General features: G+C 64.6%; 8 protein-coding genes. All 8 read right to left on the minus strand.

Annotation, left to right across the window (positions count from 1 at the left end):
- Positions 1-23 precede the first annotated feature (23 nt).
- The 8 genes from AC20117_RS01635 to rpoB all read right to left on the minus strand — a co-directional run bounded on the left by AC20117_RS01635 (position 24) and on the right by rpoB (position 13,409).
- On the minus strand, positions 24-818 hold the full coding sequence (locus AC20117_RS01635; RefSeq protein WP_074701273.1) for an alpha/beta fold hydrolase: 795 nt from the start codon (positions 816-818) through the stop codon (positions 24-26).
- Entirely contained in the window at positions 815-2,239 is a 1,425-nt protein-coding gene (locus tag AC20117_RS01640; protein ID WP_074701272.1) for a lyase family protein, read from the minus strand. The genes AC20117_RS01635 and AC20117_RS01640 overlap by 4 nt, the downstream gene beginning before the upstream one ends.
- Before the next feature lie 6 nt (positions 2,240-2,245).
- Positions 2,246-2,818: a protocatechuate 3,4-dioxygenase subunit alpha gene (pcaG, locus tag AC20117_RS01645; protein ID WP_074701271.1), complete on the minus strand. Its 573-nt coding sequence runs from the start codon at positions 2,816-2,818 to the stop codon at positions 2,246-2,248.
- Positions 2,818-3,663, minus strand: coding sequence for a protocatechuate 3,4-dioxygenase subunit beta (gene pcaH / locus AC20117_RS01650; protein ID WP_074701270.1), 846 nt, complete (start codon positions 3,661-3,663; stop codon positions 2,818-2,820). The genes pcaG and pcaH overlap by 1 nt, the downstream gene beginning before the upstream one ends.
- A gap of 38 nt (positions 3,664-3,701) precedes the next feature.
- Positions 3,702-4,892, minus strand: coding sequence for a 4-hydroxybenzoate 3-monooxygenase (locus AC20117_RS01655; protein WP_074701269.1), 1,191 nt, complete (start codon positions 4,890-4,892; stop codon positions 3,702-3,704).
- 111 nt (positions 4,893-5,003) lie between these two features.
- Positions 5,004-5,759, minus strand: coding sequence for an IclR family transcriptional regulator (locus tag AC20117_RS01660; RefSeq protein ID WP_074701268.1), 756 nt, complete (start codon positions 5,757-5,759; stop codon positions 5,004-5,006).
- Between the two features lie 123 nt (positions 5,760-5,882).
- Positions 5,883-9,776, minus strand: coding sequence for a DNA-directed RNA polymerase subunit beta' (locus AC20117_RS01665; protein WP_074701267.1), 3,894 nt, complete (start codon positions 9,774-9,776; stop codon positions 5,883-5,885).
- A 114-nt stretch (positions 9,777-9,890) separates the two neighbouring features.
- Positions 9,891-13,409 (minus strand): DNA-directed RNA polymerase subunit beta, encoded by a 3,519-nt coding sequence (gene rpoB, locus AC20117_RS01670; RefSeq protein WP_074701266.1) that lies wholly within the window; start codon positions 13,407-13,409, stop codon positions 9,891-9,893.
- Positions 13,410-13,745: the final 336 nt, after the last annotated feature.

Raw genomic sequence — 13,745 nt, forward strand, 5'->3', positions numbered from 1 at the left:
CGTGAGGTGGCTTGCGCTGGTTGCTAGCCGGCGAGGAAGAATTCGCGCAGCAGCTTGGCCGTTTCCTCCGGCGCCTCCAGCGGTGCCTGGTGGGCTGCCGAATCGACGACGGCGGCGCGGCCGTTGCGTACGCCGGCCGCCGTTGCTTCGGCGAAGTGCGGCGGGCAGACCTCGTCCTGGCCGCCGGCAATCGCCAGCACCGGGGTGGAGATTTCGCCGAGCTGCTCGCGCACGTCGAAGCCGGCCAGCGCCTCACAGCAGTGCGCGTAGGCAAAGCGGTCCGCGTCCTGCAGGGTGTGCAGCAGGCGGGTGGTGGCCTCCGCGTTCTTCTCGATGAAGCCCGGGGCGAACCAGCGCTGCGCCGATCCGGTCACCATGGTGGGTGTGCCCGAAGCCCGGACGGTCTCCGCGCGGTCCAGCCAGGACTGCGGCTCGCCGATCTTGGCGCCCGAGCAGATGACGCCGATGCCGGCGAAAAACTCCGGGTAGTCCAGGCCAAGCTGCAGCCCCAGGGCGCCGCCCAGCGAGACGCCGGCGTAATAGACCTCCTGGTCCGCGGCGATGTCGCCGGCAGCGCGCAGCTTCTCCACGGCATTGACGACGCCGGCGGCGAGCTCGGCCATCGTGAAGGTTTCGGTGGAGGCAGGGCTGGCACCGTGGCCGGGCAGGTCCATGCCGACTACCTGGAAGTCATCCAGGAACGGCACGGCGTCGATCCATAGGGCCTTGGCGCCGGTGCCCAGGCCGGCGCCGGCAATCAGGACCGGCTTGCCGCGGCCCTCGGACAGCAAGGTGGGGGTGATCTGGGGAATGCTCATGCTTGGCTCCAATCTGAAAAATGTTCGATGATCCGGGTGATCAGTTCGTCGCTTTGGCCCAGGTAGCCGGCCGGGTCCAGCAGCGCCTGCAGGTCCGCATCCGACAGCTTGTCCTCCGGCACGGCACCGCGCAGCAGCTGCGCGAACGGTGTTCCGCCGGAGAGGGACTCGTTGACCAGGGCCTGCACCTTGGGCTTGCCCGTTCCGGGCACTCCGTCGTCCAGCAACGGGGCGACCGTGGCCATGATCTTCTCGCTGACGACCAGCGGACCGGTGATGGCCAGGTTCTCCTGCATCCGGTCCGCGTGCACCACCAGGCCGGCCGAGAGTTCGGCCAGTTTGGCTGCCGCTCCCCCGGCCAGGCGCAGCAGCTGGCGCAGGGCCTGCCACTCCAGATGCCAGGAACCGTCCGGCCGCTCGTCGATGGCTCCCGCCGCGGCGGCCTGGACCTGGGCCAGGTGGCCCGGGGCGGCCAGCGCGGCGCTGCGGATCAGGACGGAGAGCACCGGATTCTGTTTCTGCGGCATGGCCGAGGAAACTCCGCGCCCTTCCGCCCGGGGCTCGGACAGTTCGCCGAATTCCGGTCGGCTCAGCAGCAGCACGTCATTGGCCACCTTGCCGGCCGCGGCGAGCACATCGGCCAGGGCTGCGGCCAGCGCGGTGACCGGCAGCCGGTTGGTCTGCCACGGCGCCACCGGATCGGCGAGCCCCAGACGTTCGGCGAGCTGCGCAGCCAAAGCCAGCGCCCCGCCGTCGTTGTTTGCGGTGTTGTTTTGGGCACCCTTCACGGCCACGGCGGTCAGCGCGGCCATGGTTCCGGCGGCGCCGCCCCACTGCAGCGGCAGCCTGCCGGCGACCTCGGACAGCTGGACGCCGGCCTGGCCGACGCCGGAAAGCCAGTTCGCGGCCTTGAGTCCGAACGTGCTCGGCAGCGAGTGCTGGGTCAGCGTGCGGGCCACCGTGACCGTGCCGCGGTGCGTCTCGGCCAGCCCTGCCAGCGCCGCCGCGGCGGACTTGAGGTCCGCGAGAATGACTTCGAGGGTGCGGCTGGCCATCAGTAGCAGGGCGCTGTCCAGGATGTCCTGGCTGGTGGCGCCCTTGTGGATTGCCGCCGCGGCCGCCGGCGAGGACTCCTTCACCCGTGCGCGCAAGTCGCCGAGCAACGCAATAACCGGGTTGCCGCCGCCCTGGGCGCGTTCGGCCAGGGACGCCGCATCGTACTGCTCGGCGGTGGAGGCCGCTTCGACTGCGGGGATGAGACCGGCGTCGACATAGCCCGCGGCGGCGAGGACGCGGACCCACTCGAGTTCGACGTCGAGCATGGCCTGGATGAACTGGTAATCGCTGGTTAAACGGGACGCTGCTGTCCCGGCCGAAGCCGGGGACAGCAGCCCGAAATCAGCGTTATCCGCTGGATTCATGTGTAGTTATGCTCCCGGGTAGCTCAGGAAGACCGTCTCGTTTTCACCCTGCAGCCGGATGTCGAAGTACAGGTCTCCATTGGCCTCGCGGGTGGCGACCAGGGTCTTGCGGCGCTCCTGGGTCAGCGAGGAAAGCAGCGGATCGTTGGCCAGTGCCTCGGTGTCTTCGGGCAGGTAGATGCGGGTGTGCAGCTTGTTCAGCAGGCCGCGGGCGAAAACCACCAGCGAGATGAACGGGGCTTTGCCCTCCTGCGTGGCGCCCGGATTGACCGTTGTGAAGGTGTAGTGGCCTTCGTTGTCCACCGCCACGCGGCCGAAGCCGGTGAAGGTGTGGTTATCGCGCACCAGCGAGCCGGTCTCCCGGGAAATGACACCGCTTTCGTCGGCCTGCCAGATTTCCAGCAGGGCGTCCGGGATGGGTGTGCCCTGGCCGTCGTAGACCACGCCGTGCAGCCGGATGGAGCCAGCGTGCGCGCGGTGGACCAGCTGGCTGTCCTTCTCGTACGGCAGCGCATAACCGTAGAACGGGCCGATGGTCTGGCCGGGGGTTGCTACAAGCTGTGTGGAGTTCTGCGTCATTACTCTGCGTCCTCGTCTTCCATCCAGGTGCGGTTGCTGCCGGAGAGCACAATGTCCCATGTGTAGCCGGTGGCCCACTCGTGGCTGGTGACATTGTGGTCGTAGGTGGCGACCAGGCGGTCGCGGGCCTTCTGGTCCGTGATGGACTGGTAGATCGGATCCAGGGAGAAGAGCGGATCGCCCGGGAAGTACATCTGCGTGATCATGCGCTGGGTGAAGTCGGTGCCGAACAGCGAGAAGTGGATGTGCGCCGGGCGCCACGCGTTGTGGTGGTTCTTCCACGGGTACGGTGCCGGCTTGATGGTGGTGAACTCGTACGAGCCGTCGTCGCCGGTCAGGCAGCGGCCCACGCCGGTGAAGTTCGGGTCGATCGGGGCCGGGTGCTGGTCGCGCTTGTGGATGTAGCGGCCGGCGGCGTTGGCCTGCCAGATTTCCACCAGCTGGTTGCGGACCGGGCGGCCGGCGCCGTCGAGCACCTTGCCGCGGACCACGATGCGCTCACCAAGCGGCTCGCCGTTGTGCTGGATGGTCAGGTCCGCTTCCAGCGCGTGCACGTCGCGGTGGCCGAAGGCGGGCGACCACAGCTCGATGGTCTCCGGATCCGCATGGTGCAGGTCCTTGGTGGGGTGGCGCAGCACGGAGCTCCGGTACGGGGCGAAGTCGATCCGCGGCTGCGTTTCCTCCGGCTTCCCCTCGGCCTTGCCCTGCTGGTACTCATCGTGGATCTGGTTGATCTGCTTGGTGATGAAGTCCTGGCTGTCAGCGGCTGCGTCGGAATCAATCACGGCGCTGTCATTTTCAATCACGTGGCTCTCGTCGAACGTCTCGTCGGTATTTGCTGTCATGGTCTCGCTCCTTTCCTAAAGTGATTCAGTAGTCTCGGTTAGCTGTGCGGCCAGCCCGTGTAGGACTCGGCAAGGTACTGCTGCCCGTAGCGCGAACTCGTCACGGTCTCCAGCTCCCCGAGCGCCCGCTTGAGCGAGAACGGGTCCGCGTTCGGCGAGGTGTGCAGCATGGAGGTCATCCAGTAGGAGAAGTTCTGCGCCTTCCAGACGCGCTTGAGCGCCAGGTCGGAGTACCCCTGCAGCAGGGCGTCATCCTTCGTGGAGTAGAAGGAATCGATTGCCTCGAAGAGGACCTTCACGTCAGCCAGCGCGAGGTTCAGTCCCTTGGCGCCGGTCGGCGGAACGGTGTGGCCGGCGTCGCCCACCAGGAACATACGCCCGTGGCTCAGCGGTTCGCGGACGAAGGAGCGGAAGCCCAGCACCGTCTTGTCGAAGATCGGGCCGGTCTTCAGCTGGAAGCCGTCCGGGCCGTCCACGCGCTTCTGCAGCTCGGTCCAGATCCGGTCATCGCTCCACTGGTTGACGTCCTCGTCCGGGCTGCACTGGAAGTACATGCGCTGCACGGTCTCGCTCCGCTGGGAGATCAGCGCGAAGCCGTGCGGGGAATTGGCGTAAATCAGTTCCGGGGCGCTCTTCGGTGCTTCGGTGAGGATGCCGAACCAGGCGAAGGGGTATTCGGTCTTGTAGTCTTGGGTGCCGGGGACGGCGCGGCGGCAGAAGCTGCGGGAGCCGTCTGCGCCCACGAGGATGTCGCAGTGCACCTCGAACGTGGCGCCGTCTTTGTCGGTGAAACGGAACTTCGGGGTCTCGGTTTCCAGGTCAAATACCTCGGTGACCTCGGATTCGTAACGGACGTCGCCGCCGTCGCGCTTGCGGGCCGCCGCCAGATCGACGAAAACCTCGTTCTGCGCGTAGAGGGTGACGGTGGCGTCAACCAGATCACGGAAGTCCAGCGGGTGCGACTCGCCGTTGAACCGCAGGTCGATGCCTGCGTGCTCGTCGCCCTCGGTCAGCACGCGTCCGTCCACGCCAGTATCGGTGAGGAGCTTGACCGAGCCTGCTTCGAGAATGCCGGCCCGATGGGTGTGGGTGATCGTGTCGTGGTCGCGGGATTCAACCACGATGTTCTCGACGCCGCTCTTCGCCAGCAGGTGCGAGAGCAGCAGGCCGGCCGGGCCGCCGCCGACAATCCCGACCTGGGTCTTGATGATCTGAGCATTGGCAGCCATAGGAATCTCCTCAGGAATGTGGGGCACGTCTTGAACCAGTGTGACTGCGGCGACAGCCTACCCGCGCCCCTGTTCGCATTGAATGAGAATTACGACGACGGCGGCCGGCCTTCAGTCCGGCAGCTCCCCCACCGCGCGGGCGATGCCACGGGCCCCGGCCATCAGCACCGGAACGATCGCGGGCAGGTTTTCCAGGCCCAGCGGCAGCACCACGCCGATCGCGGCGATGGCCTGCCCGTGCTTGCCCAGGACGGGAACAGCCAGACCGGTAGTGTCCGTGTCCACCCTGCCGTCGAAGGAGGCATAGCCCCGCTTGCGGATGCCCGCCAGATGCCGGCGGAAGTCGAAGGAAACCGCGTCCACCACGGCCACCGCCTCGGGGTGCCGGGCGAGGTAGGACTCCTGGACGTGGTTGGGCGCATAGGCCAGCAGCGCCATGCCCATCGCCGTGCGGTGCACCGGCATCCTGCCGGCGATCTTGGCCTGGTTGACCACCGATCCCCTGCTTGAGAGCCGTTCGATGATCAGCACTTCATCGTCTTTGAGCACTGCCAGCTGGGTGTGCTGGCGGACCACGGACTGGATGTCTTCCATAAAGGGCATGGCCGCCTGGCGCAGGTCCACCGCGGGCGAACTGCGGTTGGCCAGCTCCCACAGCCGCAGGCCGAGCCGGACCTCCCCCGACGGCTCCCGGCTCAGCAGTTCATGACGGGCCATTTCGTCCACCAGCCGGTAGGTGGTGGCCAGCGGCACCTCGGCACGCCGTGACAGGGTGGACACGCTCATCGAGGACCGAGTGGCGTCGAAGGCGCTGAGGATGCGCACAAACCGCTCCAGCATGGAGTCACCCGAACGCGAATTGGCCATGGCAACAGGTTCTCACAAGTGCCAGTTCACGCGGGAACGTCCCTGCCGGTCGGCTCCGCGGTTTAACGCAGAACACCCCTTGCACCCGTTTCCGGGTACAAGGGGTGTCCTGTTGCTACGTGCCTAGCGGTAGTCGTTGCCCATGTCGTAGTCATCCAGCGGGATGGCGTGGAACTCGGGGGTCAGACCGCCGTCGACACCGGGGTAATCGAAGTCGCTGAACGCGCTCGGGCCGGTGAACAGGTTGGCCTTTGCTTCCTCAGTCGGTTCAACGGTGACGTTGTTGTAGCGGTCCAGGCCGGTACCGGCCGGGATCAGCTTACCGATGATGACGTTCTCCTTCAGACCCAGCAGCGGATCCGACTTGCCTTCCATGGCCGCCTGCGTCAGGACGCGGGTGGTCTCCTGGAAGGAAGCCGCGGACAGCCACGACTCGGTTGCCAGCGAGGCCTTTGTGATACCCATGAGCTCGTCACGGCCGTTGGCCGGGGTCTTGCCCTCGGATACCGCCTTGCGGTTCTCCTTCTGGAAGCGGCTGCGCTCTGCCAGTTCGCCCGGCAGCAGATCCGTTTCACCGGATTCGATGACGGTCACGCGGCGGAGCATCTGGCGGACGATAACCTCGACGTGCTTGTCGTGGATACCAACACCCTGGCTGCGGTACACCAACTGGACCTCGTCGACCAGGAACTTCTGTGCCTGGCGCGGGCCGAGGATACGCAGAACCTGCTTCGGGTCGATGGCACCGACCACCAGCTGCTGACCGACCTCGACGTGCTGGCCGTCTTCGACCAGCAGACGCGCACGGCGCAGCACCGGGTAGGCGATTTCCTCAGAGCCGTCATCCGGAGTGACGATGAGACGCATCTGGCGCTCCCCGTCCTCGATGGTGACACGGCCGGCAACCTCGGAGATCGGAGCAACACCCTTGGGGGTACGTGCTTCGAAGAGCTCCTGGATACGCGGCAGACCCTGGGTGATATCGCCTGCAGAGGCAACACCACCGGTGTGGAAGGTACGCATGGTCAGCTGGGTACCGGGCTCACCGATGGACTGTGCCGCGATGATGCCGACGGCCTCGCCGATGTCCACGGTCTTACCCGTGGCCAGGGAGCGGCCGTAGCACAGTGCACAGGTACCGACGGCGGACTCACAGGTGAGTACGGAGCGGACCTTGATGTCGGTGATGCCGGCGTTGAACAGTTCGCGGATGAGCACGTCGCCCACGTCGGAACCGCCCGCAGCCAGTACCTTGCCGTCGGCGTCAACGACGTCGGTGGCGAGGGTACGTGCGTACGCCGAGTTCTCCACGTCCTCATGCAGGTGCAGCTCGCCGTTGGCGTCCGCTACTGCAATCGGGGTGTTCAGGCCGCGCTCGGTACCGCAGTCCTCTTCGCGGACGATGACGTCCTGGGACACGTCCACCAGACGACGGGTCAGGTAACCCGAGTTGGCGGTACGCAGAGCGGTATCGGCAAGACCCTTACGGGCACCGTGGGTGGCGATGAAGTATTCCAGAACCGACAGGCCCTCACGGTAGGAGGACTTGATCGGACGCGGGATAATTTCACCCTTCGGGTTAGCCACCAGACCACGGATACCGGCAATCTGGCGGACCTGCAGCCAGTTACCACGTGCACCCGAGGACACCATGCGGTTGATGGTGTTCTCCTTGGTCAGGTTCTTGCGCATCGCGTCGGCAACCTCGTTGGTGGCCTTGTTCCAGATGTCGATCAGTTCCTGGCGGCGCTCGTCATCCGCGATCAGGCCCTTGCCGTACTGGGACTCAACCTTTGCAGCCTGCGCTTCGTAGCCCTCCATGATGGCGGGCTTCTCGGCCGGCGCCTCGATGTCGGAGATAGCCACGGTCACACCGGAACGGGTAGCCCAGTAGAAACCGGCATCCTTCAGGTTGTCCAGCGTTGCCGCGGTAACAACCTTCGGGTAGCGCTCGGCCAGATCGTTGACGATCGTGGAGAGCTGGCCCTTGTCCGCAACCTTCTCAACCCAGGGGTAATCATCGGGCAGCGTCTGGTTGAAGATGACCTGGCCCAGCGATGTCTCGAGGAGCACCGGCTGGCCGTCTTCCCAACCTTCCGGAGCCGGCTGGTCTTCGCTGGGCACGTAGCCGCTGGAGATCCGGATCTTGACCACGGAGTTCAGGTGCAGCTCCCCGGCGTCGAACGCCATGATGGCTTCGGCCGGCGAGGTGAACACGCGGCCTTCGCCTGCGGAACCTTCGCGCTTGGTCGTCAGGTGGTGCAGACCGATGATCATATCCTGCGAGGGCAGGGTGACCGGACGGCCGTCCGACGGCTTCAGGATGTTGTTCGAGGACAGCATCAGGATGCGGGCTTCAGCCTGCGCTTCGGGGCTCAGCGGCAGGTGGACTGCCATCTGGTCGCCGTCGAAGTCAGCGTTGAACGCGCCACAAACCAGCGGGTGCAGCTGGAGTGCCTTACCTTCAACGAGCTGCGGCTCGAAGGCCTGGATGCCCAGGCGGTGCAGGGTTGGTGCACGGTTCAGCAGGACGGGGTGCTCGGTGATGATCTCTTCGAGCACGTCCCAAACCTGCGGACGGTAACGCTCCACCATGCGCTTGGCGCTCTTGATGTTCTGCGCGTGGTTGAGGTCAACCAGGCGCTTCATCACGAACGGCTTGAAGAGCTCTAGCGCCATCTGCTTGGGCAGACCACACTGGTGCAGCTTCAGCTGCGGGCCGACGACGATGACGGAACGGCCGGAGTAGTCAACGCGCTTACCCAGCAGGTTCTGGCGGAAACGTCCCTGCTTGCCCTTGAGCATGTCGGACAGCGACTTCAGCGGACGGTTGCCCGGTCCGGTGACCGGACGGCCGCGGCGGCCGTTGTCGAACAGCGAGTCAACAGCTTCCTGGAGCATGCGCTTTTCGTTGTTCACAATGATCTCGGGGGCACCGAGATCCAGCAGGCGCTTCAGTCGGTTGTTGCGGTTGATCACGCGGCGGTACAGGTCGTTCAGGTCCGAGGTAGCGAAACGGCCACCGTCGAGCTGGACCATCGGGCGCAGTTCCGGCGGGATCACCGGGACGGCGTCCAACACCATGCCCAGCGGGCTGTTGGTGGTGGTCAGGAACGCGTTGACAACCTTCAGGCGCTTCAGGGCACGCGTCTTGCGCTGGCCCTTGCCGTTCTTGATGGTGTCGCGCAGTGACTCTGCCTCGGCGACCATGTCGAAGGTTTCCAAGCGCTTCTTGATCGACTCGGCGCCCATGGAGCCCTCGAAGTACAGACCGTAGCGGTCACGCAGTTCGCGGTACAGGCCCTCGTCACCTTCGAGGTCGGCGACCTTGAGGTTCTTGAAGCGGTCCCAGACCTGCTCGAGGCGCTCGATGTCGGCATCCGCACGCTTGCGGACGTTGGCCATCTGGCGGTCGGCGGAGTCGCGGGCCTTCTTCTTCTCGGGTGCCTTGGCGCCTTCGGCCTCGAGACGGGCAAGCTCGTCTTCCAGGTCGCGGGCGATCGCGGCGATGTCCGAGTCGCGGGTGTCGGAGAGCTGCTTCTTCTCCAGGTCGTGTTCGGCCTGGAGGTTCGGCAGTTCTTCGTGGCGGCGCTCTTCGTCCACGCTGGTGATCATGTAGGCGGCGAAGTAGATGACCTTTTCGAGGTCCTTCGGTGCCAGGTCAAGGAGGTAGCCCAGGCGGGAGGGAACGCCCTTGAAGTACCAGATGTGCGTGACAGGTGCGGCCAGTTCGATGTGGCCCATGCGCTCACGGCGTACCTTGGCGCGGGTGACCTCAACGCCACAACGCTCGCAGATGATGCCCTTAAAGCGCACGCGCTTGTACTTACCGCAGTAGCATTCCCAGTCCCGGGACGGGCCGAAGATCTTCTCGCAGAAGAGTCCGTCCTTCTCGGGCTTGAGGGTGCGGTAGTTGATGGTTTCCGGCTTCTTGACCTCGCCGTAAGACCAGTCGCGGATTTCTTCCGCGGTGGCAAGGCCAATTCGCATGAGGCCGAAGGAGGATTCGCTGGACATATGGTCCCTGTTCTCTCTTGTTCTCTAAATCTGAATGTCTTGTGTCGGGTACGGAAAGAGGTACGACGGCGGCAGCCGGCACGGGTTCCGAAGGTTCCGTGCCAGCCCGCTCATCTAGACCTCTTCGACGGAGCTGGGCTCTGCGCGGGACAGATCGATACCCAGTTCCTCCGCGGCCCGGAAGACTTCTTCATCCGAGTCACGCATTTCAATCGTGGTGCCGTCGGTGGAAAGGACTTCCACGTTCAGGCACAGCGACTGCATTTCCTTGATCAAGACCTTGAAGGACTCCGGAACACCCGGTTCAGGGATGTTCTCGCCCTTGACGATGGCTTCGTAGACCTTGACGCGGCCGTGGATGTCATCGGACTTGATGGTCAGCAGTTCCTGCAGGGTGTACGCAGCACCGTAGGCTTCCAGCGCCCACACTTCCATCTCACCGAAGCGCTGGCCACCGAACTGGGCCTTACCACCAAGCGGCTGCTGGGTGATCATGGAGTACGGACCGGTGGAGCGTGCGTGGATCTTGTCATCGACAAGGTGGTGCAGCTTCAGGATGTACATGTAGCCCACGGAGATCGGGTCCGGGAACGGCTCGCCGGAGCGGCCGTCGAACAGACGCGCCTTGCCGGAGGAACCGATCAGGCGTTCGCCGTCGCGGGTCACATTGGTCGAGTCCAGCAGACCGGTGATCTCATACTCGGAAGCACCGTCGAAGACCGGGGTGGCCACGGTGGTGGAACCGATTTCGCGGGGCAGGTTCGGCAGGTTCTTGACCCATTCCGGGTCCCCTTCGATGGTCCAGCCCTGCTTGGCGGCCCAGCCAAGGTGGATTTCCAGTACCTGGCCGACGTTCATACGGCCCGGAACACCCAGCGGGTTCAGGACGATGTCGACCGGAGTGCCGTCTTCCATGAACGGCATGTCCTCGATCGGCAGGATCTTGGAGATGACGCCCTTGTTACCGTGGCGGCCGGCGAGCTTGTCGCCGTCGGTGATCTTACGCTTCTGTGCCACGTAGACGCGGACGAGCTGGTTCACGCCCGGGGGCAGTTCGTCGTCGTTGTCGCGCTCGAAGATGCGCACGCCGATGACCGTACCGGACTCGCCGTGCGGAACCTTCAGCGAGGTGTCGCGGACTTCGCGCGACTTCTCACCGAAGATGGCGCGCAGCAGGCGCTCTTCCGGGGTCAGCTCGGTTTCACCCTTCGGGGTCACACGGCCAACCAGGATGTCTCCTGCTTCGACCTCGGCACCGATGTGGATGATGCCGCGCTCGTCCAGCTGGGAGAGGACCTCTTCGCTCACGTTGGGGATGTCGCGGGTGATTTCCTCGGCACCAAGCTTGGTGTCGCGGGCATCAACCTCGTGCTCCTCGATGTGGATGGAGGTCAGCACGTCGTCGGAGACGATGCGCTGGCTCAGGATGATCGCATCCTCGTAGTTGTGGCCTTCCCAGGACATGAACGCAACGAGCAGGTTCTTGCCCAGAGCCAGTTCGCCCTGGTCCGTGGAGGGACCGTCGGCGATGATGCTCTTGACCTCAACCCGCTGGCCTTCGGCAACCAGCACGCGCTGGTTGTAGGCGTTGCCCTGGTTGGAGCGCGCGAACTTCATGATCGGGTAGTGCGTTTCGGTGCCGTCGTCATTCAAGGTGGTGACCATGTCGGCCGAAACCTCGGTGACCACACCGGCCTTGGCGGCAACCACGGAGTCGCCGGCGTCAACAGCGGCGTAGCGCTCCATGCCGGTACCAACCAGCGGAGCCTCCGAACGCAGTAGCGGCACAGCCTGGCGCTGCATGTTCGCACCCATGAGGGCGCGGTTGGCGTCGTCGTGCTCGAGGAACGGGATCAGGGCGGTTGCCACGGACACCATCTGGCGCGGGGAAACGTCCATGTAGTCGATCTCGGCCGGCTCGGTCAGGATCGGCTCGCCACCGCCACCGCGTTCGCGGCAGAGGACCAGCTCTTCGGAGAAGCGGTTGTCCTCATCCAGCGGCGCGTTCGCCTGGGCGATTACGGCCTCGATCTCGTCATCCGCGGTGAGGTAGTCGATCTGGTCGGTGACCAGGCCGTCCACGACCTTGCGGTACGGGGTCTCGATGAAGCCGAAGGCGTTGATGCGGCCGTAGGAAGCCAGCGAACCGATCAGGCCGATGTTCGGGCCTTCAGGGGTTTCGATGGGGCACATACGTCCGTAGTGCGACGGGTGGACGTCACGGACTTCCATGCCTGCACGGTCACGGGACAGACCGCCCGGGCCCAGCGCGGACAGACGCCGCTTGTGCGTCAGGCCGGCCAGCGGGTTGTTCTGGTCCATGAACTGGGACAGCTGGGAGGTTCCGAAGAACTCCTTGATGGCTGCCACAACCGGACGGATGTTGATCAGGGTCTGCGGAGTGATGGCCTCCACGTCCTGGGTGGTCATCCGCTCGCGGACGACACGCTCCATACGGGAAAGACCGGTGCGGACCTGGTTCTCGATCAGTTCACCGACGGCGCGGATGCGGCGGTTGCCGAAGTGGTCGATGTCGTCGACCTCGACGCGGATCTCGTGGTCCTCGCCGTCGCGCTTACCCGGGATGGACTTCTCGCCGGCGTGCAGGGCTACGAGGAACTTGATCATGGCGACAATGTCGTCATTGTTCAGAACCGATGCGTCCGGATCATCCAGCGGCTTGTCGATGCCCAGCTTGCGGTTGATCTTATAGCGGCCAACCTTGGCCAGATCGTAGCGCTTCGGGTTGAAGTAGAGGTTGTCCAGCAGGGACTGGGCAGCTTCCACCGTGGGCGGCTCGCCCGGACGGAGCTTGCGGTAGATGTCCAGGAGTGCGTCTTCCTGGGTCTCGGTGGTGTCCTTCTCCAGGGTGGCGCGGATGGAGTCGTACTCGCCGAAGGTCTCCAGGATCTGGCCTTCGGTCCAGCCAAGGGCCTTCAGCAGGACGGTGACGGACTGCTTGCGCTTGCGGTCGAGGCGTACGCCGACCTGGTCGCGCTTGTCGATCTCCAGCTCGAACCAGGCACCGCGGGACGGGATGATCTTGGCGGTGAAGATGTCCTTGTCACTGGTCTTGTCGGCGGAACGCTCGAAGTAGGCGCCCGGGGAACGGACCAGCTGGGAGACGACAACACGCTCGGTGCCGTTGATGACGAAGGTGCCCTTGTCGGTCATCAGCGGGAAGTCGCCCATGAACACGGTCTGCTGCTTGATTTCGCCCGTGTTGTTGTTCATGAACTCCGCCTTGACGTACAGCGGAGCGGAATAGGTGGCGTCGCGGTCCTTGCACTCCGCCATCGTGTACTTCGGGTCAGCGAACTCCGGCTCGGAGAAGCTCAGGGACATGGTGCCCTGGAAGTCCTCGATCGGGGAGATCTCTTCGAAGATGTCCGCCAGACCCGACGTGGTGGCCATGCCCTTCTGGCCTTCGGCCAGCGCCTGCTGAAGGCGGGTCTTCCAGCGCTCGTTGCCGACCAGCCAATCGAAGCTGTGGGTCTGCAGGGCGAGAAGATTGGGAACGTCCAGAGGTTCGTGAATCTTAGCGAATGAGATCCTGCGGGTGGCGCCATCGTTCGATGAAGCGTCAAGCAGGCTGTTAGCGGTATCAGTATTAGAGGTGCTCGAGGCGACCAAGAGAGGGATCCTTCCACAGACCTTCAGGCTTGTACGCGCTTCCGCACTACCGGCATCATGAGATGCCAAGCACAACCAGACCGGATCCGCTATATGATCCAGGCCCGCCAGGATTCCTGTTAAATACAGGAAGGCGTGGCAAAGCCCACCGCTATATGAAGGCTGAAGGTTAAGAGGGAAGACGCAGATTTATACTCTACGCCACGTCCCCTAAATTGTCCAGCAGGCAGAATATCCCCTTGCCTGCCAGTGCCGGTGAACTGCTTCCGGCGTGTCGGGCGGCGGAAGCCGAATCGTAATCTCCGGTCCCGGCCCTGCTCCCCTGTCAACGGAGGG

Origin of the sequence: Arthrobacter crystallopoietes (genome assembly GCF_002849715.1) — a bacterium.
In the GTDB taxonomy this organism is placed as follows: Bacteria; Actinomycetota; Actinomycetes; order Actinomycetales; family Micrococcaceae; genus Crystallibacter; species Crystallibacter crystallopoietes.

Bases quoted from the DNA above. Each gene is read 5' to 3' on its own strand.
- AC20117_RS01660 (WP_074701268.1), bottom strand. From the start codon at position 5,759: ATGGCCAATTCGCGTTCGGGTGACTCCATGCTGGAGCGGTTTGTGCGC.
- pcaH (WP_074701270.1), bottom strand. From the start codon at position 3,663: ATGACAGCAAATACCGACGAGACGTTCGACGAGAGCCACGTGATTGAA.
- AC20117_RS01665 (WP_074701267.1), bottom strand. From the start codon at position 9,776: ATGTCCAGCGAATCCTCCTTCGGCCTCATGCGAATTGGCCTTGCCACC.
- AC20117_RS01655 (WP_074701269.1), bottom strand. From the start codon at position 4,892: ATGGCTGCCAATGCTCAGATCATCAAGACCCAGGTCGGGATTGTCGGC.
- AC20117_RS01635 (WP_074701273.1), bottom strand. From the start codon at position 818: ATGAGCATTCCCCAGATCACCCCCACCTTGCTGTCCGAGGGCCGCGGC.
- AC20117_RS01640 (WP_074701272.1), bottom strand. From the start codon at position 2,239: ATGAATCCAGCGGATAACGCTGATTTCGGGCTGCTGTCCCCGGCTTCG.
- pcaG (WP_074701271.1), bottom strand. From the start codon at position 2,818: ATGACGCAGAACTCCACACAGCTTGTAGCAACCCCCGGCCAGACCATC.